Below are 23,430 nucleotides of genomic sequence, written 5' to 3' on the forward strand. Positions count from 1 at the left end.
TTCAATATTCATCTACTAACCCAGCTATTTATAAATGCAGCATTTCAGCCTTTATAACTTGAATATATTCCTGCAACTTACAAAACGCTTCTGTCAGTTTGTTTGTTTCTTCTTTATGAAGAAAGCGGGCCTTGTTTCGCTCTTCCTCTATGATAAGCACCTGCGTGGCGGCATAAGAAAGACCATACTTTTCGCATTCTCGTTTTATATCCTGAAAAAAGGAAAGAGGGACAGTCCCTGCTCCTGAGACAAGCATCTCATCTAGAACTTCTTCCAATTCATCAATTAGGCGCATTAACTCGATCATAGAACGTTCCCCCTCCACTCAGTGTAGTATTTATAATCTCTCCTGCTTCTGTATATAAAATGATAGGTGTAACAACGAGCTTTGTTCCTTCCTGATAAGGATGAACTAGCATTCTCTTTATATGCAACGAGTCCATATATATTTTTACAAGTCGAATCATTCGCTCATTTTCTGGTCGTTTCATCATTTGCATTTGCAATGTTTTCCCATTCTTATCGATAAGAGGTATGATCCATTTTTGTTCTTGCTTCTGAAACTTCCATTCTCCTATTTCAGCAACTTCGATACAAAAGATTCCTTGTTTATTTGCCTCTAACCTTTGCTCTTTTACTTTTTTTAATAGTTCTTCCCATGAGGTTAAAAAGAGAGATTGCCACTCTGCCACATTTGTTTTTCCTTCCACTTCTCCTAATGTCTGTGAGCTAGATGACAATTGAAAATCGACGTTAAGTTTTGCCTGCTTCAATCGGACAGATGAACGAGATAGTTCGTATCCTTTCCCTGCAATTCCCCATGGAACTTGCCTTTCATGGAGTTCTTCAGGAGTTGTGCTGCTCCCTTCATAAAACATGGGGCGCGACTGTGTGTATGTAATCCACTTTTCCTGTTCTCGATTATAGAAATAATACGTCACACCAACATAACCAGACTTCGTTTGCCAGCCAGATGCACCAAAAGCATGCAAAATAAGTGGTGGAACTTCGTAATATTCCGAACGAAACGGACCCTCTTGCAGATGGTGGCGTTCCAACAACAAAATGTGTTCATAAATCGCGGACACCGTTTGCCGATAAGATGCCATTTGAAAAGATGCATGCTTCATCCGATATAGCCCAATATCCGCCCCGAGCTTACGAAATAAATTCTCTAACTTTGCGAGTTTCAAAGAACGTGCTTTTACAGAAAGTTGTTCTATTTCATAGATTGTATTTTCGGTAAGGCGTGTTAATCCAAAGTGAACAATTTGCTCGATCATTTCTTTGAAAATAGATAGCTTATCCGGCGCAATGATAAGAGGATGCATCTGTTTCGTTTCGTGCGAGATTCCCTTCTCTTTTTGATACCAATATACCGCTTCTGCCTTATGCCGGCATATCCCCTCTGCTTTGCACGTACAGATCGCATCCGCTACCGATTCAGCTGTTAGAAAGCGAACTGTTATATTCTCTTCTGGGAAAGTGGCAATTAAAGCCCCCTCTTCTTCTAAAACAAACTTTTGCTGAAATGTTTCGCGAAACATCATTTCAGCCCACATTTTTTCGGAGACAATATTGCGAACGTTCACATTCAAAAGAGCAGAGAAATCAACTTTTATGTTCTCTTCACCTTCGTACATCTTCTTTGCTTCTAATAGAGCCATAATGACATGTTTACAAATCGAACGGGCTTCACAACTACAAGAGTAACTGCGTATATCACCCGTAAACGTTACAGTAATTCCGTCATCAAGATGTATTTGCGCTGCACCCTCTTCTACGTCCATTTTGACATTTGATACAACGGCCAAATCCTTCATTGCTCTCTTATATGTTCCTTTGTTAGACATGGCAATTAAGTATGTTTCATCAATAGAGGAAAGAACATTTAAGAAATGATTGTTGCGATCCATTGTGCCAACCTCCCTGGTGTTAACGCCGCTACATGAGCACCGAGCGCCGCCATTTTTTCAGCTGCCTGTTTATCATAAAAAGGCTGTGCAGTCGGATCCAGAGATGTTAGCACGATCAGCTTTGCTCCTGATTCTACAATCTTCATCGCTTCTCGGTACATTTCATTGTAACTGCCACCTTCATATAAGTCTGTTACAAGCACGACAATTGTTTTATGAGGCATCTCGATTTTATTCGTTGCGTAGCGCAGCGCCTGAGCAATATATGTTCCTCCCCCAAGCTGTACGCTCATAAGCGTTTCCACCGGGTCGTCAATACGATCCGTTAAATCAACAACAGCTGTATCAAAGATGAACAGATCTGTCTTAATCGTCGGTAAGCTTGCAAAAATACCCGCCATAACTGCGCTATGAATAACAGAATCAATCATACTTCCGCTCTCGTCTACTGCGAGGATCACACGCCATGGGCTAACGTGCTTCGTGGCAGCATAAAAGTACGGTTTTTCAATATGAATGGCGTTTGTTTCCTTGTCAAAATGCTTTAAGTTCTTTCGAATCGTTTTCTTAAAATCAAAGTTGCGCATCGTGCGAACGCGACTAGAACGATTTCGATCTGGTCTACCGCTTAATGCGTGCTTCACTTCTTGCTCTAAATTACGCCGCAACTCCTCAGCGACTTTCGCTACAATACGTTTAGCTGTGTCTAATACATCCGGTTTTACATAATCTTTAAATTGTAAAATGCATTTTAATAAATTCATATTCGGCTCCATTTTTTCAAGCGTTTGCTTATCTTGCAATAGAGCCGTTAATTCATACTTTTCTAGCGCATGATTTCCCATAATCTCAATGGTTTCTTTCGGAAATAACTCCCGCACTTTCGAAATCCAAGTCGGCACTGTTAGCTGAGAGGGATCCAACGACCCGCCGCGTTCTTCTCCGCGTTCTCTCTCGTACAAAAACTCCAGTACCTCATCCATTGCTCTGTATGCAGGGTCTTCTTCCTGAAATGTGATTTGGTCATCTGCATGTTTCCCAAGAACAAGACGCCAGCGATTTAAAGAAATGTTATTCTCCATCTTCTAGCCCCCGTCTTATTAAAATTTCCCGTGCCTTGCGATCTAACTGTATTGCATACGCCAGCACTTCTTCGGAAATTGCTTCTTCTTTTATCACTTCTTCTGTGGCTCCATATAACCGCGCAATCTGTTTAGCAATCGTATCCACCTCAAGCGCCGTGAATTGACTGAACAAGAGGCGCAACTGCGGCAATACTTGTAAAAATGTCTCTTCATCAAGTTCTTCTAGAACATGAGACATTCCGTCAAGCAGCGATTCGTTATATAAGAAGATATCTTTTGCGCCAGCAAACAAACCATTCAAAAATATCGGAGCTTGCTTTTGCATATCGCCACTTCCATAAAAATATCCTTCTGCCACTTGCATTACCTCATCGATTTTCCGCTTCCCTAAAGAAGTTAACAGCCCAAATACTGCCCCTTCTACTTGGCTTTCTCGTTTTTCCCTTTGCAAATAAAGCTCCAGTGCTTCAATAAATTGCTGGTCTGCAGGCTGCATTGTATACAAATCGATAAGTTTTTCCGCAATAATTGCTGGTTCGCCCCCATCTAAAACAGAAAATAACGAAAGTGCTTTATGTCTAGCATGATCCGCTTGCTGATTTACTTTTTCTATTTGTGATAAATAGTAAGCACAATCTGCCATAGAAGCAAAATCTCCATCCGCCTGTATTGCTTCATCTATAAACTGATTGTACATAGCGAAATCGGAAAACAAACCGCTTAAGTAGGCCTCTAGCAATAAAAGAGCCACCTCTCCAGCCCGTCCCTTTGCCTTATACAGCTTTGCCCTTAGCATTTCCTGCGCAGCTTCTCTCACCGTTCCGCCATACACAGATAAATCAATCAGAGCACTTTCTACTTGTGCTGAAAAACGATACTTCCAAGTTTCTCGCATAAGATTAATATTCTGCTTTCTAGCTAAGTTTGGGCCGCGCAGCTTCTCGCAAAACGGAACTCCTAAAAAAGCGAGGCAATGAAAGAATTGACTTAAACGCAAGTGCCTTTCTTTCTTGTATATGTCAAGAATCGTCTCCTGTGGTACAGTAGAATGCGCCGGAAGACGAAACGAACGAACAGAAGCACGAAAATCATGCACGAGCGGCGGCACATCCGCTTCTTTTGACAATTTTCCGCGCTTCGTCCCTTGCAAACTCGTCTGAAGCAGCGCTAAAGGCTTATTTGCCGAGAATATCTCACCTTTCACGAATGCACTACGCACTGCATCCATCAGTTCATACAATCCAGGTTGCATCTTTCCCCGAAGCAGTGCAAGTTCACGTATCATTCGCGCAGCCTCAATCTCATCTGCCATTGATATTCCTTCTGCCTTTAGCTGTCTAGCAATTCGTATCATAAATTGCTCAGCTACCGCTTCATCCCTGTTCTCCCAAATATGTTGGTAAAAAGCAGGTGCAGGCATACCGCTCTCATAGCCACGCATCTGATCGCTTTCCAAAAAAGAATACGGCATAAGGTAGTTTTTGGCATACGCTTTAGATAATGGGCTTTTGGACAGCTTTTTCTTTTTCCCTTCCAATTCAAGAAGCCCTTTCACATGAAAGCCTCCGGTAATAACGAGCACCTTGTCATACACTTTACACGCTTTTTCAATTTCCTTTGCCATGTGTATCTCCCTGGCTTCGCAACCGTCTTCTATCAACATCTCCTGCGTATAGTCCGCACGCGTATAATAACAATAATCGAAGAGCTGACGGACAAACTCCTCACTTGTCATATGAAAGCCTTGCAGTTCAAAATATTTCTCCCAAAATTCATGGAAACTTCGGCACCCCGTTTTTTCCGAAAGCATACGGACATATTGGCTATGCCGGAAATATTGCTCGTCATACTTCCCATTCTCTTCCTCATTTTTCGTTGCAAACAAATATTCTTTATAAGGAAGATCAATAAATGAAACTGGAATATTGCGCGCAGCTCCTTCCCGCAGCGCGACAAGTTCCGGTGAATAGTCGAGAAAGGGATAGTACACACGGTACTTTCCACTTTCTCCTCTTTCAAGCACATCCGTTTTATCATCATAACTGCAATATATACAAATTGGAGCCTCACTTTCTGCACTCACAATATGCGGAATAAGAGGATTGCAATCTATCGGTCCTTCTATAAGAATCGCATCCGGTTTATAGAATTTAACGATCTTTTGTACATGAAAAGAGCACGCAGGACTATGATGGCGAATCGGCACGTATACGACGTTGTGATCTAAATTGTAAGCTCTTTGAAACAATGCATTTACTTCAGCTGATTGCGAGCTTCGAAAAACGACTTCCATACCTCTCCTCCTACTTGACCTCGCGCCCTAACGATGCTTGTAAAGTAACTGCGCAGCTTTTCTAAATCATCCTTGTTTTCTTTCGCAATTGTGCCCGATAAATACCGAACAAGCGCATCCATCTTCACTTGTCCGCTTCCATAATAATACGCATCCATTGCGCTTTGATAATATACCGATACTGCTTCTGCAGTACTCATAACAGAAGATGGCTGATCGATTCGTTTTCCTTCAGCAGTTACACCTTCCCGTAGTTCATGAAAAACAGTCGCTAACAGCTGAACAACCGTCTCATCCACTTTTGGTGTGATGCCTGATGCTCCTAATAAGCGCGTTACTTGTGACTCTATTATTTTTGCTTCAAGCTTTACATCCTTAATCGGATGCACCGTTTCAAAATTAAAACGACGCTTCAATGCACTACTCATCTCATTCACACCGCGATCTCGTGTGTTAGCCGTCGCAATAATATTAAATCCAGGCTTAGCTGTAAGAATTCCTTGCTCCCCAAACTCCGGAATATTTAGTACTTTATCGCTCAGAACGCTGATCAATGAATCTTGCACTTCCTGCGGACAGCGAGTCAATTCTTCAAATCTAGTTAATCTCCCTTGTTCCATCCCAACAAAGAGAGGTCCTGGCACAAGCGCCTCCCTTACAGGCCCTTTCGCAAGAAGAAGTGCATAGTTCCACGAATACTTAATCGTATCTTCCATCGTAGCAGCTGTTCCTTGCACAGTGTTACGGCTATTTCTGCATATTGCGGCAGAAAGCAGCTCGCTTAGCATCGTCTTTGCTGTTCCTGGCTCTCCGATTAACATAAGTCCTCGGTTTCCTGCTAATGTGACAATTGCTCGTTCCACAAGCGCATCATTACCATAAAACTTACGACTAATTTCCACTTCTTTTCCTTCTAAAAGAAGCGGTTCTTCTTGTCCGATAATAAACGTCCGAACGGCACGCGGTGACAATCGCCAGTTAGGTGGTTTCGGAAACGAATCATTCGCTTCTAACGCATTCAATTCTATTTCATATAATTCTTCCATTAATGGTTTAATAGACTGCATATGTCAGTTCCTTTCTTATCGCTTGCTGCGCCAGTTTTCATCACGGCCAAGATTCGATTCTGTTGCCCGTTTTATATCATATAAAATTTCACTGAAAAAGCGTTCCGATACTTGCTTCGGTAAAACGCGTCTCTCATGATCAATTTCGTCGTAGTCATATGAACCGCGGCTCACCGTGCCTGCTTTGTAAAATTGAATTTCAAAAACGCACACATCCTCCTCACCTTCATATCCAACCGGTGCCCCTTCAAACGCAAGCTCCGCCCCTAGTCCGGCGCGAGTATCTTCTTTATAGAATGTATAATATACACCGGCATCTTGAACCGATCCACGACTCCAGCCGTACTTCGTCATCTTACCAAACAGCGAACGGCCATTGATCTGGATACCAGCAAACCTTTCCACAGTGACTTCCTCATTCTCCTCAACCTGAAATACTTCGCGGTCAATTTGCGGAAATGGCTGAGTAACCTCATAATCTTCTAGCTGTTCCTTCCATAATTCCCTTTCGTCCTCGGACAATTCTAACGGATGAATTAGACCGATAACAGTGTCTGGCGTAAGTTCATGCTCTTCTTCTTCAATCGTATTAAACGTGCCATCCTCCATATAGCGGAACATCGCAAGCAACTTTCCTTCCTTATACTCACCCCAAATAAGGGAGATAGCAAACTGCTGCAGAATTGGATTTTCTACAAACAGAGACTTCCATGTATTTTGTGACCAATAGCGATTCAGAGAAAGTGCTGTTTCAAGACGCTGCGTTTGCATCGTAATCATAGTTCGGAGCTGCTTCTTTATAGAGGATAACTCCGCCTTAGCCTCCTCGGCTTTTTCCGCATCATCTTTTGCATTTGGTTTCGGAAGCGACTTTATTCGTTTTCCTTCTCCCGTTTTTAGCTCAATTTTCAAGTTTGGAGTTAAATAGGCAGTAAATGTTCTGCTGCCGTAATCAATTGTCTTTTCACCGCGTTTATTAAACCCAAGGTCTGGGACAAGCTGATCTTCTAGCTCTTCTTCTGTAATACCACGCGTTTTAGCAGCGAGACTCAGCGCTTCTTTCGCAGCATTACGCACTTGCTTATGTTTATACTTAAATGCCATCGCATGGATAGACATTAGCCCAATATGTGATTGGGACAACGCTAGCGCCTGAACAGCTGCAGCAGCAATCGCTCCGCGCATACCAAGTGCCCACTCATCAATCTGCTTTTTGAGTTGCATCGCCATTTCATCATCACTGTAAATACCGTACAACGAAAGAATACCGCGTTTCTTCGATTCCGCGCCTTGAGAAACCCAAAGCTGATAGATCGCTTGTATATTTTCCTTCAAATCTTGTTCGTTAAGAGCAGCGCTTATTGCTTCTGCTACTTCCTTCTTCTCAATAACAGAATCTGATACGTACTGCTGAAAATATGTAAGAGGAATCATTGCATCTGCAATGGTATCGGAATCGCGAAGACGAATCTGCGGTTCAAATCCGAGCCACTGCACAAGTGCATTCCTTTTTTGCGGCGTTAAAATACGCGTGCAAAGAGCTTCTATACTTCCTGATGCTCCTTCTAATTCCCCGTCACCAAGCAATGGAGCAAACTTCTCCGTCAAAGAAGCGTTTTTCTTTTCTTGTAAAGCTTCCTGTACAAGCTTTGTATATTTGTCAATTTTATAATATAAAAGTGTTTGCATTGCATTTTCGCGAACAACTTTCTTTTTATGATTTAATTCCTTTGCTACATCTTCTGCAGCCTCCGTATCTTTTGTAAGAAGTTCTACTGCAGCGGTACGTACCTTTTTAGAGGAATCCCCAAGGCTTTGAATGAGAAGATCACGCGTCTGAACTACGTTATCCTTTGCCAGCTCATCCAAAATAAAAATCCGTTCATCTGCAGAATACTCAGGAAATTTCTCTGTCACATACGCTCGTTCTTTTACAAACAAACGAACGAGTGCCTCCGTTGCCTTATCTCGCTTCTCACTATGCCCGGAAGCTTGTTCAATAGAATAAGAAACGAGCTTCTCCATCGATAAACCGTAGGAAAGCAGATCTTCCAGCACCTTTTCTGGCGAGTTCTCCATAGCAGCATACCGCTGCAAAAGTTCATATAAACTATAGTTATAACCTTTCCCAAGTTGAAGCGTAAGAGCGGCTTCCCTCTTTGCTGCTTCCTCTATATCCCAAAGTAATGCAATTTCTAAAACAGGCATTCTCCAGTAATTATTTCTAAACTTCGAGCTTTCGAACCATTGCTTCATATCCTCAAATGATAAAGTGCCTAATAAATAGTCACGATATGTACCACGTATGTCAGATGATTTTGTTTGAAGGACAACCATTAAAAACTCTTCACGTACTTTGTTTCTATGTAACTCGTACCCTTTTTCCGCTAAAAGCATTGATACGAAAAGGTAATGACTTTGACTTAAATATTGCAGTGTACGCTGCACAAATTCCGGTTGCTCTTCTACCATACGAAGCAAAAATTGGTATTCATATACGCGATCAAAATCAACAGTACCTAAATGATGCTGCGTAAGGCGATATGCGAAAAATCTTTCCTCTGAAATACCGAATTGCTCACACAAATCTCGGGTTGTTTCATACAACTGTGCATAAAAACTTTTTGTTTTTTTGTAGTTTCCAGACTGTTCAAGAGTATGGCTGACATGTGAAATTGCATAATTCATAAAATTTTCCACAGAGCATTTCACTAATAATTCCATATATCTTCTTGCAACATCCGAATGCGGATACATACGAAAAATTTGCTGCCAAGTAAAGTCAGGTAAAGATGACCCGGCAAACACCTTACTAACAGATTCGCCTCGAACGTACCTTTGAGCTGCTTCAACCTTGTCTTCTGCACCGCTTAGCCTCAATATATACTCCGCATGCTCTTGCAATTCTTCTTCCAGTAAAGAACGATAAGGAAGAAATCTCTCATAATCTGCATCTAACATAACTAGAAGCAAAAGTAATTTTGGCTGACCTGTTATAACTTGCAACTGTTCTTCTATATACTTCGGATTTTCCTTTATTAATTGTCTTAGAAAAACATCCGCTTCATTTACAGAACGCGAAAGATTCGTTAAATACTTACAAGCAAATACTACAAGTCTATCGAATGAAAGACCGCTTTTTTCGAAATAAACCTTTATATCTGGAAAACTCATATATGAAAAACGCACGAGAAGAACATTCAACAATTGATCCTCAAGTAAATGATAGAATAACCGAAAAAACACTGGATCTTGCTTATATGTTTTCCTAAAGTCATTCATGAACTGCCAAGCAAAATCACTACGCTTATTTTCGCGAATGGTCGTTTGTTCTATATGCTTTAAAACTTCTTCATCTCTCGTCTGCAAGTAACGCAATGCTAATTCTTCTTGTGCTCCTGTCATATTAAGTTGTTGAAACAACTGATATGTACTGACTGCCATCCTCTCTGCCTCCCTAGTTCTTTTATAAATTCATCGTTATATCATATACATATGATAATACCTATTCTCTCGCATATCTGAAATTCCAGATATAAAAACGCGGAATATATTTACATTATTAGTATATCATATCAACCCGAATACGAACATACGTTTCTTTAAAACGATCATTAAAAATTTGATATAAAGATAAACAAAGTAAGTGATGAGCGTTTTCATGGTATGATGTATAGGTACTAATTTTTTAAATTATAAGTTTTTATGAAAAAACGTATGGAGGCATTGATTGGCAAATATCAACTAACATATGAAAGAAGAGCTATTGGCGATGTTTGTAAATGTATAAAAGTTGTGCCAAGACATGAGGAAGCATTACCGATAGGTTGTTCGAAAATGGGGAGAGCTCTTAATTTACCCGTATTATTTATGTATCCTACATATAAAGAGCATCCCCTTCATTTTATCACTCAATTGAATTTAGAAGAATTGCACAACGAACAAACACGCAAAATGGTTTACCGGAAAGTAGAATGTTATATTTTTGGATTTCAAATGAAGATTTAAAACATCGCCGCTTTGAGAATGTGTGTTGTATGTTGCAGTCCTGTTGGGCGAAATAGATTATATATAAATTGAAAAGGCACATAAACTTTTCAATTTATATAGGATAGGCATTTTGCTTTCGGTTCTGCATAGCGATGACGAATATGTTGGAAAATAAAGGTGGATTTATATGAGTGGGGGGGAATCGTATGAGAAAATATGATATTTATGAATCAAAGAGAAAAGTAGTTGGATTATTTTTTTTGACTTTGGTAGTTGAAGTGATGTTTCTCTTTATTGTTATGTATGCATTTTCGTCTGAGGAGCCTAATTTCATAGTTGGATTTTTATTTGGAGCTCTTGCATTCGTTGTACTAATTGCTCTTTGGAAAGTTATCCAAAAAATGCTTACGAAAAAACCAGCCATCATTTTAGAACAAGAATACATTACAATTATTAACAATCCAAACTTTCCTGTGAAAATTGCTTTGGAGGATGTATTAGGTGTTTTACCTTATGCAATCCAAGGGCAAAAGTATTTAGGAATTGTGATGGAAGATGATGTTGAAGATCGATATATTGCCTCTATACCTTCAAAAGGACAACGACTGTATCGAGTTAATAAGCGTGCTGGATTTATACCATTTAATATTCATATGAATTTATTGAGAATCGATGGAGAAGCATTACTTGAGAAGTTAGATGAGTATGATATAAGCTTTTTAATCCCTGAAGATGAAGCGAAATAATATAACAAAAGAATTAATTTAGGTATATGGAAAAAAAGAACATCTCGATGAAAAAGATGTTCTTTTATATTTATTTTGTTCTGCTACTTTCCATTAAATAGTTATAATTTTAATTAATGAGTATATTTATCCCCCCCATTCTTTATTCATTTGCAATTATGCTATGAAAGAATGGGGGGTACATTATGGTTTTAATTGCTTTAAATCTAGTATCTTTTCTTTCTGCTATTAGATATAGAATTCCCTTCTTGAAATCTTTTTTATAAATATTTTAACTTCATTTAATATCTACAATAAACATTTTGAACCTCTCATGTCTTTAGTTGTAAGAGGTTACTGCTCATCTCTGACGATGCATTACCTTTATATCATTTGATTCATGCGATGTTCATTTGTTTTTACGTCGATATTCATTCACTTGTTTTATGTACTTTTGTATTTTTAATTTTAGAACTATTAGCTTTATGACCCGTTTATATGTTTACAATAACAGTTATTAAAATCACTCCATAGCATTTAACCTTCTCAAATTAAACCTCGTCAGCCAAAGCATCATCGTAATCCTGTAATTCTTCCATAATTTCTTTTAATTGTTCAATACTATTCATAAATTCTTGGTGAGAAATTTTTTGATAATCACCCGCCTTGCCATATTCATCACTTTCAAATATTTTTATTTCTGCACCTAAGTCCAATAAATTGTCAATTAATTCTTTTAACTTCTCCATATTATCCAGATCATTCGCATCAGTTTCGGCAATAAAATCTCTGTTTGCAATTTTATTTTTGATTTCTATAATCGCTAAACTCGTGTACTTTCTTAAAGGTGCTATATATGTATGAAATGGAGCATTAGGAATTATTTTAATTGCTATTTTACTCATCTATTATTCTCCTCTATATATATTCTCCCGCCTAATTTAGGCTCTCATTCAAACTATCCACTATTCAATGTTAATTTTCTATAGTTTTCATAACTATTTATCTACCATTTTCATAAGGTCTAACCCTTGTTGATTATAGAATTAGGTTCTGTGTTTACTGCGTATAATGATGTGTTATGTTAACTTGACGTGAATGGAGTATTCATTGTTCCTTGTTCAACTAACGGACAGATTAGTAGAAGAATATCCAAGGTAAAAAGTAAATCGGCCTCCTTTACCAAGAGGACCGATTTATTATAGCTAAACAGATTATAATATTAATTCGAATTGCTTGGCATACAGGTTTGCATACATCCCATTGTTTGCAAGTAACTCATCGTGTGTACCTTGTTCCACAATGCCATCCTTCGTTACTACGATAATTCGTTGGACATTTCGAATAGTGGAAAGACGATGGGCAATTACGATTGTTGTACGCCCTTTTGCTAACAGTTCGAGTGATTCCTTAATGATGCTTTCGCTCTCATTATCTAGTGCACTTGTTGCCTCATCTAAAATGAGGATTGGTGGGTTCTTTAAAAAAACTCGAGCTATGCTTACCCTTTGTTTTTGACCGCCAGAAAGTTTAACACCTCGTTGTCCAATCTCGGAATGGTAGCCGTTTGGCAAGTTCATGATAAAGTCATGGGCATTTGCATGCTTGGCTGCATTCATTATTTCTTCATCACTGGCTGCTGGATTACCATATCGAATATTTTCCATTACCGTTCCTGCGAAGAGATAAACATCTTGCTGTACTATTCCAATACTTTTTCTTAAGGACTGTAGGTCGATATGGCGAACATTAATACCGTCTACTAACACCTCCCCCTCCGTCACATCATAAAAGCCAGGGATGAGTGAGCATAACGTCGTTTTCCCCACGCCCGACGGACCAACAAACGCCACGAACTCCCCTGGATGTATTTGAAGTGACATATTTACCAAGACATCGGTCAAATGGTCTTCGTAACGGAAGGAAACCTGCTTAAACTCAACTTCACCGCGAACTGCTTGCAGAGTCACTGCATTCGGATTACTTTCGATTGCCGGCTTCAAATTCATGATTTCCATAAAGCGCTGAAAGCCGGTGATTCCTTCTTGAAATAGCGTATTCATTTGAGTCAGTTTTTGAATTGGCTCAATCATAAAATTTACATACAGTAGAAATGTAATCAAATCCGCTAAATCTAACGTATTGTTGACAATTTTGGCACTCCCAAAAATGACCACTGTAATCGTTATCAGTTGGATAAAAGTTTGTATTCCGTTGTAAAAGTTCGCTTCTGTCTTGTAGAATTTTTTTCTACTATCAAGGAACCTTTTATTTTCCCGGTTAAACTTCTCGATTTCAACGTGCTCGTTGGCGAACGATTTTACTACACGGATTCCTGCTAGACTATCCTCTACCTGTGCGTTTATATATCCAATTCGCTCTTTGTTTCTTCTTAATGCCCTATTCTCGAGCCTGTTAAAATATAAAGAAAAGACACCTAACACTGGCAAAAAGCAGAAAACGGCAATCGTTAATGGAGCATTAATAAAGAATAAAATGAAAAACGCTCCCACAAAGCGAACTATATATTTTACATAATCTTCAGGACCGTGATGAAAAAGTTCAGAAATCATTAGCAGGTCGTTTGTTATCCGAGACATGAGCTGGCCTGTCTTTTCCTTGTCGTAAAAACTAAAAGAAAGCTTTTGCATGTGTGCAAACAGCTCACTGCGCATATCACCTTCCATCCGCGCACCTACTTCATGACCTTTATAGTCCACAAAGTAGTTCCCTATATTTTGAACTGCAACCAAGACAAGCATCAGCCCGCCGATCCATAACACTTTACTTAGCGCCGTTGATAAATCCCTTTCAAGAACATCCTTCGTAATATACCGAACAAGCAAAGGAAACACCAAAGACACTGAAGATACGATTAAGGCACATGCCAATATAATTAAAAACAGCTTTAAATACGGTTTGTAGTAAGAGAAAAATTTTTCAACTGGAAAATTCATGATTTACCCCTTTTTAGTGTTTTTGGAATGACACATATAAGGGAGTACACCGTTTACATTTAAGAAAGTGTTCCACCCTTATATGTTTGTGCGGTTTGAATCTTCACATTTTTCATGTAAATTACCTCCTTGTTCATTGATATTATCATTGTAATTTATTTACCAATCATTAAACAGAATATTCCGACGATTTTCCATAATTGGAACAAATGACAACACAAAAAAAGTACCTTTTTTCTTTTTGGTGAATTATCAACGTTAATGTTTAACATAGCAAAAAATACAAGCTTTTAACTTTCGTTTTTAGTACGTTACGTTAACCTTACATGAATGTTTATTCATCACCATTTTTCACAGTTTAAAGAGAAAACTTATACCCATTTTTCAAGCGTTCAAATTTCCGAACACCTCCTATTATTTCTTTCATATTTTGATTTAGGCATGCCCCTTGCTTTTGGTCTGTCGGCTTGGTGGTAAAAGCGAATCAAGCCGAAAAAAGTTTTGCAAGAATTAAATAAAAAAAGACAGCCATAACTGCCAACAATACTAATTATATGAACTCGAAAGCCCTTCAGTTCGTTTAACTGGAGGGCTTTCGGTTGTCTCCAAAATACATTGAATCCCGATAATATGATCTAATGTTAACTAGAACTGAATGGGATATGCATCATCTTTTTTGTATCTGGTTGTATTATTTTTAACATGATATGATGTTCGAAATAAGAAAATCAGAAAAGAGGGAATTTTCATACGGATAGTTCAACAATGGAATCAAGAAGATAGTAATTACATTAGACAGAAAGTTATAGAATATAATACTTCACAACTACCAGATGAAGTAAAATCTCCTTCTGAGAATGTAAGCCTGGTGGTAAGAGACGAAGAAGGAAACATAATAGGTGGTATAACAGGAACCATCTTTTGGCGTCACATGCATATTGATTATCTATGGGTAGATAATCAAATACTGTTTTGAGAGTTCCCTTCTTCTCTTCTATAATGAATGATAAAATTATATAAAAAATCATTCATCTTACTCTTCTCTACTAAATTTACAAGAATATTAAATGTATTCTTATCAATTTCTAACATAATACCTATAGAAAGGTATTCGTAACATTCCCAGATCATACTCCTCCACCTTCATCCGGGCATAATCAACATATGCAGTAACACTAACAACCAAAATTAATAAAGCAGCTATCCATAAGATAATTGCTTTATATTATTATGAACTACATGAATTTTATATTATTCTGGCTTATTTGGAGTGTTAGGGTTTGGAACATAATCAGATTTGTAATCTGTATATTTCACTTCTGTTACCATCCCTGCTGAAGCATGGTGTAAATCATGACAGTGGAACATCCATTCCCCCGGATTATCTGCTACAAAGGCTACTTCATATTCTTCTCCAGGTTTCAAGTTCAAAGTATCTTTAACAATTGGAGAACCTTCTATCGTTTTTCCATCTTTACTTAATACTTGGAAGAAATGACCGTGTAAATGCATCGGGTGATCATCTGTTTTAGAGCGATTTACTAATTTTACTTTTACTAAGTCACCCTTTTTCACTGGAATTGGGTCGATATCCGGAAATACTTTACCGTTAATTGTATATACCATTTCATTTCCATTTATTTGAGTATTCAAGTCCATATTATATGTGACAGTATACTGCTGGTCTAACGTGAAATCACCTAATTTTTTAGCACCATATTTTGTCATATCTAATTTTGGTAGTTTTTCTTTTTCATTTGTCTTGTCTTTCATCTCTTTGCTGCCATCATATTCAATAACAGCTTTCATTCCTTTTGCACCTTTATCTTCTGAATGGTCCTCAACATACCATTTTCCAGGGTTGTTAGCAGTAAATTCAACATCATAACGTTCACCTGGTGCAATTGAAATTACTTTGTCCTTAATAACTTTTGGATCATTAATTGGTTGGCCATCTGTCGCAATTACTTTAATATCATGACCATGAACATGGATATCATGTGATAGGTAACCAGCATTAACTAGTCGAAGTCGAACTTTGTCTCCCTTGTTCACTTTTAATGGCTCCACTAAATCCCCGCTTTTACCATTGATTGTGAATAAGTCATACATGCTCATATCATGACCTTTCATCCTCATATTCCCAGAGTCTTTTTTATCACTGCCCATGTCCATACCGGAATGTTCCATGCCTTTCATATCATCATTCTTTTTCGTATTTTTATTATCCATACTAGATTTATTACCGTCTGCTTTTTCTGTTTTCCCTTTTGTCATTTCTTTTAACTGCTTATCGATTTCTTGTTTATCTGTTACCCATTCATCTAACATTAATGTGTAATCTTTATCATACTTTTCATTCGTATCTTCTACAACGAGAGCACCATACAAGCCTCTATCTAGTTGATTTACAGAATCTTGATGCGAATGATACCAATACGTTCCTGGTACGTTCGCTTTAAATTCATAGGTGAAACTTTTTCCAGATTCAACCGCATCTTGTGTCACACCTGGAATTCCATCCATGTTATTTGGGACAGGATACCCATGCCAATGAATAGATACTGGTGCAGATAATTCATTTTTTAATGTCACTTTAACCTTTTCACCTTTTTTCACCCTAATTTCTGGTCCAGGAGATGAACCATTAAATGTCCAGACTGGAACAATAACACCGTTACTTAGCTTTTGCTTTTCTTCTTTTGCTATTAAAGTAACTTCTGGTCCTTTTACAACTTTCAATGGTTTTGTAGCCGTTTCAGTCTGTGCTGTTTTTTTATCATTCATATTTTTATAATCATTTGTTGTATTTGTGATCGCAGAACATGCAGCAATTAAAGATATTACGGAGACTGTAACTGCTGTTAATACAAATCTCTTCATGGAAAATTCCTCCTTTTGCTTTTTCAAGATTATTATATAAGACGATTTTCAAGAAAATATGGAGATGCCAAATGAACAAAATAGTAAATGTAAAAGACGCCCAAAAATTGAGCGTCTTTTACATTTACTATTTTGTAACAACTTGTCTTTCCTTAACGTTTTCATTATTTTCTCTCATAAACTCTTCAATCTCTTCAACCGTTCTAATGATATCTTTTGACAAGTTTTCATATCCGTCCTTTGTGACAAGAATATCATCTTCAATACGAATTCCAATTGATTCTTCTTCAATATACAAACCTGGTTCTATCGTAATGACCATACCTTCTTCTAATACTCTATCTTTGTATGTTCCTACATCATGAGTATCTAAACCGAGGAAATGGCTCACACCATGATAATAATATTTAGATAGTTCCTCATCTTCTTGAATTAAACCAATTTCTTTACACTCTTCTGCCAGTACTTTTTTTGTATGTTCATTTAATGCAGCGAATTTTAATCCTGGCTTTATAAGTTCAGTTGTTTCTTTTAATGCTTTTAATACAATATTATATATTTGTTTTTGGCGATTAGAGAATGTTCCACTAGCTGGGAATGTGTAACTAATATCAGCATTGTAGTAGTCTTTTTGAGCACCTAAATCGAGCAGTACTAAATCACCTTGTTGCACTTTTGCATCATTATCTTCATAATGCAGCACAGTAGCATTTTTACCACTCGCCAAAATTGTATCGAATGCATGATATTTAATACCAGACGATTTTAATGTGAAATCAAAATGCGCTTCTAATTCATATTCCATTATGCCTGCTTTCGCTTGTTTCAGCACATTATAAATACCCTCTTGAGTAACCGTAATTGCTTCTTTTATTTTTTCAATTTCTTCATCTGTTTTGAACACTCGTAATTCACAAATGTTCGGATAGACATTCCCAATTGAAAGATGAGGATATTGTTCTCTTACGTGCTTCGCAAATGCTAGCGCCTTCGTCTCAGTACCTTTCCAATTACGACGTTCCAAATCTAAATACACATGTTTCACATTTTCTGCGAAAAGTGTATTCGCAATTGTTACTTCAAAACTTTCTATATATACAACCTTCTTAATACCAGAAATATTTTCTGCTTCTTCTTTCGAAACGGTTTTACCAACCCATTTTTCAAGCACTGGATCTGGTTTTTCAATGAAAAGAGTTTCTTCTACACTATCTCCAAATTTTTTTAAAATAAAAATAACATTTGGCTCATCGATTCCCGTTAAATAGTAAAAATTTCGATTCGGCACAAATTTATAGTGTGCATCAGCTGACATATGTGGTGCCTGTCCGGCAAATAAAATAGTAATCGATTCATCTGGCAATGTTCTCGTTAATCGTTCTCTATTTTGGGCAAAAAATGTTGGCTTCATAATAATCCCCCTTGAATTCTATGTATCAAAACAAATTATCCAATGTAATTCATTTTATTATTGTTATAATTTTTCGTCAATTAATAATTATCGTGTAGAAAGTAAAACATTAATCAGTGAGCGTCCTACTGCCAGTTTAAGCGAGATACAGATTCCCCAACGATTCCTTTCCACTCGAAATCATGCATATCACTCCACAATTTCTTGACATTTATTCCATATACTTAAAATCTCATACATATAGGAAAGGAGTCTAAAAACGTGAAATATTATGTAGCAACAGGATTAGCAATTACTTCTTTATTTATAATTACAGGTTGTTCTAACAATGTAGAAACACAACTAGTAAAAAAAGAAACGATTCAATCTCAGCCCAAAAATAAAGAAACAGCAAATACGATTCCGCCAAACTTCTATAAAGAAATTACATCTGGAAAAATCGAGCACATTCATGGAATTGGCTATGCAGGAAATATGCCTGGGGTTTCTATCGCAACTCACAATGGTATAAAAGTTTATCAAAATGGCAAATGGTTTGATACTACTACCCAACTACACGATTATATGGGATTTCAGGCAACGAAAAACGGATTCTTTGCCAGCGGGCATCCTGAACCAGGCACAAATTTAAAAAATCCTTTAGGGTTAATGAAAAGTTCTGATGGTGGAAATACCCTTGAAAAGCTAGCCTTTTATGGAGAATCTGATTTTCATAACCTTGCTGTCGGATATAATATGGAAGCGATCTATTTATATAACGAGCGTCCAAATTCTAAATTACAAAATGGTGTTTATTTCAGTACAAATAACGGACAAGAATGGAAAAATAGTAAGTTAAAGGGGCTATCAAGTACAATCCATTCATTTTCAGTACATCCGGATCAATCTAGTGTAGTCGCGGTAAGTGCTAAAGACGGTGTTTATTTATCTACAGATTACGGGAATACGTTTGAATTATTCTCTAAATCACTTGAATCGACCGCAGTTACATTTAGTAATGAAGATGTTATTTATGCCCCTATTAGTAAGCAAAATCAACAAACGATAACGAAGCAATCTATTGCTACAAATGAAGAGACAAACATACAAATTCCATCTTTAGATTCTAAAGATAAAATTATGTATATTTCACAAAACCCTCAAAATTCATCTGAAATGGTTTTTGCTACAATGAAAGCAAATGTATTCTTTTCTACGGATAGCGGTAAAACGTGGAAGCAGGTTGCTAAAGATGGGACATTACAATATAACTAGTTAGAAAGGTGAATATAACGTGTTTTCAACAATTAGTGAATGGAGTTATCAACTGATGTCTCCTTTAATGGATGTCGCGAATTCTACGAAATCAAAACCTCTATTATTTGCGTTTTTATTAGGCATAGTAGGTACCCTTGCTCCTTGCCAATTAACAGGAAACATTAGTGCTAATGCCGAACTAATTGTCTCTGACTCCATCACTTTATTAACTACTATTTCATTTTTCGTCAAATATGGTTCAAGTACTTCTTTACAACCAGAAAGCGGCATTATAAAAGGATAATTTTTCAACTCTTTAATTGTAAGATCAGATGGAACAGACTTAGAAGAAACCATGACATACGGATCTTCACCAATGACATCATAATGAAACCCTGAAATTAAATTTTCTTTTATAGAAATAGAAAAATCTGCACTTCCAGAAGACAGCCAATCTAACACTTCCTGATAGCTTCCTTCTCGAACTGCAAGCACATACTGACTTTGATCAAAATTGCCTAATTCGATACACTCGCCAAACAATATACAGTAACTGAGTAAATGTAAAGTAATTCTAGAATCAACCTTTATTGTATATTTTGGAGTTACTTGACGTTTACATCTAAAGATTTTTATTAGTTGCAGTAGCCGTAGTTTATTTTTGTTTTACATACTTGATAGTGTTATAAGTCTTAGGACTAAATAATTGAATGTTCTTTCCATCAAAGTTTTGAACTGTATACGGAACATCTACATTCTTTGCTTCTTTTTGTTCTTCACCGTTTATTAAGTTCTTTTCCACATGCAATGTGATAGTTTGAGAATTAGAGTCATAAGTCCATTTACCTTTAGCATAAGTCTTATCCTTGTTTGAATAATCACCTTTTCCATACGCTTCGTATGTTCCATCTTCATTCATGATTAAAGAAACAATAAAACCTTCCAATTTATCTAATCCCCACTTACCTACTAGTTCTTTCCCTTCTTTAGATAAGTTAGTTCTTACTGCTTCTGAGTCGATACCAGATTTCTTATCTAATTCTCTTAAAGTTTTAGCGGTTACTGTACCATCAGTGCCGATTTTTATCTTATCTTCAAGATTTTTATAGAATTTAAACCAATACTCGTCACCCTTTTTCAGTTCAGATTCAGCTTCTTCCATTAATTCTTTATCTGTTTTTGAACCTTGTTTTGTTCGAGTGAACACTTCATTATTTAGTTTAAATGCCTTTGTATAATGTTCCATAGCTTTTCCCCCTCAAATGATCGCGAATCTAGAACCTCGTATTCAACAGATTACAGATGAATTATTGGATGCAGTACAGAAAAAAGGGAAGATGGATCTTATTGCAGATTTTGCTTTTCCATTTCGGGTTATTGCTGAGATGTTAGGAATACCTGTTTTGTATCAAGAGAAAATTTATGATTTGTGGGTGAGCATAAAGGCAGATCCTAATCAAGACCATCATGCATGGATCAAAGAGTATTACTCATGTTTCCGAGAAACATTGGAAGAAAAATGAAAACATCCAACGGAGGGTGTAATCAGCTCCCTGATACACGCACACGATCAGGAGGATAAACTGAGTGAACCCGAACTGCTCTCTACCGTCCAATTACTCATTACTGCTGAACATGAGACCACAACCAATTTAATTGGAAATGGTATGGTTGCTTTGCAGAAACATCCCGAACAATTAGCATTGTTGCGTAGTAATCCTTCTTTGCTACCGAATGCTATCGAAGAGCTACTTCGCTATGCTGGACCGCTCATGATCAGCTGGCGTTTTGCCAAATTCGCAGGATTTCAAAGTATTCGTCATGCTTCACGTACCTTGAAAGGCATTGAAACCGTTCATGCTCTATATAAACGAAAACGAAGTTTGCAACAACCAAACTTCGTTTTTTCGACGTATAATAAATTACAACAATTACTAAGGATTGCATAAAATCCATCTGCAATCCTACCAACTTTTTATCTGTTAAAAAACTTTGCAACAGAACTCTCTGAATCATCTTTTTCACTTAACTTAGTGTCCAGTTTAGTGTACCATCTCCAATAGCTGCGTAATTTTTCTGTCTAACTTTTCGGGTTCAGTTCATTATATTTTCTACTTTGTCTTTATATACAACGTATTCTTTCCCATCTACTACTGCTACCACCGCAAATTCATCTTTTGGATTGAATGAAAGCCAGTCAGCCCACATGTTTGTATTTGGTCCTCCACTCCACATATTATGAACAGTGTTTTTAGTTAAATTCATAACTTTATAAGACGCATTTGGTGCATTTGTTCCAGTCTTTATTTCAAATGTGTATGCGTTATGAATTTTTTTATAAAAGTAGAAAACGTTTGATGGACGAAGCTGATTCATAAGATCCTGTTCTTTTTTCTCTGCAATTTTCATCCCTTCTTGTAATGTGACAACATCTGTTCTTAATGTTTTCCAACTGTCTTTAGCTGAATTCAAGTTAGGGTTTAAGAATTTATATCTATTTTGATCAGCTTTTTGAGCTGCTGTATCAATATGTCCCAGTACGCCCGAATATTGAGATTCTAAATCATCCCATTGCGTGGACATATAAGTAAGAGCAGTAATAGCATTATCAATCGTACTATGCATATCACTAATATTATGAAACGCAACTCCAACTACACGATTTAATGTTATTTTATAATCTACAGTCTTACGTAATTCTGTTAATGTAGGCTCTAATCGGCCTAAGTTATCTCTTGCTGTACCTATCATTATACCACCAGAAATCAATGTGGGAATAAAAGGGATTTTCACCATTGTTAATCCATCAGATTCTAATTTTTTATAATAGTTTACTTGTCCTAAAACTTCATCTAAACGCTTTTGGTCAGTCTCCACATCAGCACCTTGGTTTTTTAAAATCGATTGCAAGGTCTCTTTATGGCTTCCAAACGCTCTAACATCTTCTCCAATATCGTTTTTTAATTTAGTTAATTCTTCTATTAATGCTTTTGCAGACTTTTGATTTTGTTGAATTTCCCCCCGTAAATCTGTAATCCCTGTTTTTAAAGTATCTCCATTCCCTGTATTGATCGCCTTTACTAATGTTTCATAATAATTTTCAAATTTTGTATCGTATTCAATAATGTCTGTCAATGTATCTAAAAGCTGTTTTTTTACTTGCGTATCCCATGTAACAGCATGTGCTCTAGCATTCTTTTGATCTTGTACAATTTTAATAGGTAAATCTGCATACCCATTAATAGTAATTCCTTCAAAACTCACATCTGGATTATTAATTAACAAATAAGAATATTCATTCATAGATTTTGCAAATACCCCAGCATCTTGCAAAACTTTTTTCATCTGTTCTTCATTTGCTGAAAGGGACATATCTCCATTGTTAGTTTGTTCAATTTCACTTGCAAAAGCTGCTACTGATGTGACCGCATAAGTGGTTGTTATAGTTAAAAACGTCGATACAGCGAGTATTTTGTAAGGGAGTTTTTTCATCATTTTATATTCCTCCTATATAGATTTTGATTTTAAATTCTATTCTTCTTTAAAAGCGATGTCTTTCGAAATGAGTTCTGCATCTTTTAGGAATATCATTCTAACTTTCTTTAGCAACCTCTACATCATCAAATATGAAAGAGAATCTATGTTGTTGCATAGATTCGATATTATCAAGTAAATCTTTATAATCTGTCCCCAATTAACCGATTCTGTTGCAAGTTTTTTAAAAATAAGTAAAATTGCACGTTTATCTTGTTATTTGGATGAAACTTCTATATAAGTGAAAGGCGAAGTCTTTCATGAGACTCCGCCTTTTCGGTGTATAAGGAATTACTAATTGTTGCATTACTATTTAACAATGTAATCATAGAT

The 23,430-nt window shown here is 37.0% G+C and carries 16 protein-coding genes and 4 pseudogenes; 5 read left to right on the forward strand and 15 right to left on the reverse strand.

The window, feature by feature from the left end; all coding sequences use genetic code 11:
* Positions 1-28: 28 nt before the first annotated feature.
* The 6 genes from NSQ40_RS15760 to NSQ40_RS15785 are packed head-to-tail and all read right to left on the reverse strand — an operon-like array spanning position 29 to position 9,805.
* Positions 29-307: a hypothetical protein gene (locus tag NSQ40_RS15760; RefSeq protein ID WP_018766753.1), complete on the reverse strand. Its 279-nt coding sequence runs from the start codon at positions 305-307 to the stop codon at positions 29-31.
* Complete coding sequence (locus tag NSQ40_RS15765; RefSeq protein WP_258248328.1) at positions 282-1,916, reverse strand: SWIM zinc finger family protein; 1,635 nt, start codon at positions 1,914-1,916, stop codon at positions 282-284. The genes NSQ40_RS15760 and NSQ40_RS15765 overlap by 26 nt, the downstream gene beginning before the upstream one ends.
* Positions 1,892-2,998: a VWA domain-containing protein gene (locus NSQ40_RS15770; protein ID WP_018783374.1), complete on the reverse strand. Its 1,107-nt coding sequence runs from the start codon at positions 2,996-2,998 to the stop codon at positions 1,892-1,894. Before NSQ40_RS15770 ends, NSQ40_RS15765 begins: the two co-directional genes overlap by 25 nt.
* On the reverse strand, positions 2,988-5,294 hold the full coding sequence (locus NSQ40_RS15775) for a DUF5682 family protein (protein WP_258248327.1): 2,307 nt from the start codon (positions 5,292-5,294) through the stop codon (positions 2,988-2,990). Before NSQ40_RS15775 ends, NSQ40_RS15770 begins: the two co-directional genes overlap by 11 nt.
* On the reverse strand, positions 5,255-6,361 hold the full coding sequence (locus NSQ40_RS15780) for an ATP-binding protein (RefSeq protein WP_003202619.1): 1,107 nt from the start codon (positions 6,359-6,361) through the stop codon (positions 5,255-5,257). The genes NSQ40_RS15775 and NSQ40_RS15780 overlap by 40 nt, the downstream gene beginning before the upstream one ends.
* A 15-nt stretch (positions 6,362-6,376) precedes the next feature.
* Positions 6,377-9,805 carry a DUF4132 domain-containing protein gene (locus tag NSQ40_RS15785; protein WP_258248326.1) on the reverse strand — a complete coding sequence of 1,143 codons (3,429 nt, stop codon included), beginning with the start codon at positions 9,803-9,805 and terminating at the stop codon, positions 6,377-6,379.
* Positions 9,806-10,066: 261 nt separating this feature from the next.
* Between NSQ40_RS15785 and NSQ40_RS15790 the strand changes: the two genes are divergently transcribed.
* Together NSQ40_RS15790 and NSQ40_RS15795 are read left to right on the forward strand one after the other, a co-directional pair.
* A complete protein-coding gene (locus NSQ40_RS15790; RefSeq protein ID WP_003202614.1) occupies positions 10,067-10,369 on the forward strand; it encodes a hypothetical protein in 303 nt (100 codons plus the stop codon).
* A gap of 188 nt (positions 10,370-10,557) precedes the next feature.
* Positions 10,558-11,097 carry an STM3941 family protein gene (locus NSQ40_RS15795; RefSeq protein ID WP_018766747.1) on the forward strand — a complete coding sequence of 180 codons (540 nt, stop codon included), beginning with the start codon at positions 10,558-10,560 and terminating at the stop codon, positions 11,095-11,097.
* Between the two features lie 530 nt (positions 11,098-11,627).
* Here the strand turns inward: NSQ40_RS15795 and NSQ40_RS15800 are convergent.
* From NSQ40_RS15800 to NSQ40_RS15820, 5 genes are all read right to left on the reverse strand, one after another.
* Complete coding sequence (locus tag NSQ40_RS15800) at positions 11,628-11,981, reverse strand: hypothetical protein (protein ID WP_003209400.1); 354 nt, start codon at positions 11,979-11,981, stop codon at positions 11,628-11,630.
* Between the two features lie 309 nt (positions 11,982-12,290).
* Entirely contained in the window at positions 12,291-14,033 is a 1,743-nt protein-coding gene (locus NSQ40_RS15805; RefSeq protein ID WP_258248325.1) for an ABC transporter ATP-binding protein, read from the reverse strand.
* Positions 14,034-14,993: 960 nt separating this feature from the next.
* Entirely contained in the window at positions 14,994-15,164 is a 171-nt protein-coding gene (locus NSQ40_RS15810; protein ID WP_018766744.1) for a hypothetical protein, read from the reverse strand.
* 120 nt (positions 15,165-15,284) lie between these two features.
* Positions 15,285-16,916, reverse strand: a complete 1,632-nt coding sequence (locus tag NSQ40_RS15815; RefSeq protein WP_258248324.1) for a multicopper oxidase family protein — start codon at positions 16,914-16,916, stop codon at positions 15,285-15,287.
* 127 nt (positions 16,917-17,043) lie between these two features.
* Entirely contained in the window at positions 17,044-18,327 is a 1,284-nt protein-coding gene (locus NSQ40_RS15820) for an aminopeptidase P family protein (protein WP_098101464.1), read from the reverse strand.
* Between the two features lie 261 nt (positions 18,328-18,588).
* Between NSQ40_RS15820 and NSQ40_RS15825 the strand changes: the two genes are divergently transcribed.
* Complete coding sequence (locus tag NSQ40_RS15825; protein WP_003203074.1) at positions 18,589-19,581, forward strand: F510_1955 family glycosylhydrolase; 993 nt, start codon at positions 18,589-18,591, stop codon at positions 19,579-19,581.
* 150 nt (positions 19,582-19,731) lie between these two features.
* Here NSQ40_RS15825 and NSQ40_RS15830 read toward each other — a convergent pair.
* Positions 19,732-20,120: pseudogene (locus NSQ40_RS15830) on the reverse strand (LysR family transcriptional regulator substrate-binding protein); the annotation flags it as partial.
* Positions 20,121-20,218: 98 nt separating this feature from the next.
* Positions 20,219-20,809 carry a DUF3994 domain-containing protein gene (locus tag NSQ40_RS15835; protein ID WP_003203071.1) on the reverse strand — a complete coding sequence of 197 codons (591 nt, stop codon included), beginning with the start codon at positions 20,807-20,809 and terminating at the stop codon, positions 20,219-20,221.
* On the opposite strand from NSQ40_RS15835, the pseudogene NSQ40_RS29485 reads away from it, so the two are divergent.
* A pseudogene (locus NSQ40_RS29485) lies at positions 20,805-21,339 on the forward strand (cytochrome P450); the annotation flags it as partial. The gene NSQ40_RS15835 and the pseudogene NSQ40_RS29485 sit on opposite strands and share 5 nt — an antisense overlap.
* Positions 21,339-21,512, forward strand: a pseudogene (locus NSQ40_RS15845) (cytochrome P450); the annotation flags it as partial. The pseudogenes NSQ40_RS29485 and NSQ40_RS15845, both read left to right, overlap by 1 nt.
* Before the next feature lie 145 nt (positions 21,513-21,657).
* Here the strand turns inward: NSQ40_RS15845 and hblB are convergent.
* Complete coding sequence (gene hblB / locus NSQ40_RS15850; protein ID WP_003210068.1) at positions 21,658-23,058, reverse strand: hemolysin BL regulatory component HblB; 1,401 nt, start codon at positions 23,056-23,058, stop codon at positions 21,658-21,660.
* A gap of 36 nt (positions 23,059-23,094) precedes the next feature.
* Positions 23,095-23,257 (reverse strand): annotated as a pseudogene (locus NSQ40_RS15855) (hemolysin BL lytic component L1); the annotation flags it as partial.
* Positions 23,258-23,430: the final 173 nt, after the last annotated feature.

It is taken from the genome of Bacillus sp. FSL K6-6038, assembly GCF_038050455.1.
Lineage (GTDB): Bacteria > Bacillota > Bacilli > Bacillales > Bacillaceae_G > Bacillus_A > Bacillus_A pseudomycoides.

Excerpts from the sequence above, each read along its gene's own strand:
- NSQ40_RS15780 (WP_003202619.1), bottom strand. The coding sequence starts at position 6,361 with ATGCAGTCTATTAAACCATTAATGGAAGAATTATATGAAATAGAATTG.
- NSQ40_RS15815 (WP_258248324.1), bottom strand. The coding sequence starts at position 16,916 with ATGAAGAGATTTGTATTAACAGCAGTTACAGTCTCCGTAATATCTTTA.
- NSQ40_RS15760 (WP_018766753.1), bottom strand. The coding sequence starts at position 307 with ATGATCGAGTTAATGCGCCTAATTGATGAATTGGAAGAAGTTCTAGAT.
- hblB (WP_003210068.1), bottom strand. The coding sequence starts at position 23,058 with ATGATGAAAAAACTCCCTTACAAAATACTCGCTGTATCGACGTTTTTA.
- NSQ40_RS15835 (WP_003203071.1), bottom strand. The coding sequence starts at position 20,809 with ATGGAACATTATACAAAGGCATTTAAACTAAATAATGAAGTGTTCACT.
- NSQ40_RS15785 (WP_258248326.1), bottom strand. The coding sequence starts at position 9,805 with ATGGCAGTCAGTACATATCAGTTGTTTCAACAACTTAATATGACAGGA.
- NSQ40_RS15775 (WP_258248327.1), bottom strand. The coding sequence starts at position 5,294 with ATGGAAGTCGTTTTTCGAAGCTCGCAATCAGCTGAAGTAAATGCATTG.
- NSQ40_RS15805 (WP_258248325.1), bottom strand. The coding sequence starts at position 14,033 with ATGAATTTTCCAGTTGAAAAATTTTTCTCTTACTACAAACCGTATTTA.
- NSQ40_RS15770 (WP_018783374.1), bottom strand. The coding sequence starts at position 2,998 with ATGGAGAATAACATTTCTTTAAATCGCTGGCGTCTTGTTCTTGGGAAA.
- NSQ40_RS15765 (WP_258248328.1), bottom strand. The coding sequence starts at position 1,916 with ATGGATCGCAACAATCATTTCTTAAATGTTCTTTCCTCTATTGATGAA.
- NSQ40_RS15790 (WP_003202614.1), top strand. The coding sequence starts at position 10,067 with ATGAAAAAACGTATGGAGGCATTGATTGGCAAATATCAACTAACATAT.
- NSQ40_RS15795 (WP_018766747.1), top strand. The coding sequence starts at position 10,558 with ATGAGAAAATATGATATTTATGAATCAAAGAGAAAAGTAGTTGGATTA.
- NSQ40_RS15800 (WP_003209400.1), bottom strand. The coding sequence starts at position 11,981 with ATGAGTAAAATAGCAATTAAAATAATTCCTAATGCTCCATTTCATACA.
- NSQ40_RS15810 (WP_018766744.1), bottom strand. The coding sequence starts at position 15,164 with ATGATCTGGGAATGTTACGAATACCTTTCTATAGGTATTATGTTAGAA.
- NSQ40_RS15820 (WP_098101464.1), bottom strand. The coding sequence starts at position 18,327 with ATGAAGCCAACATTTTTTGCCCAAAATAGAGAACGATTAACGAGAACA.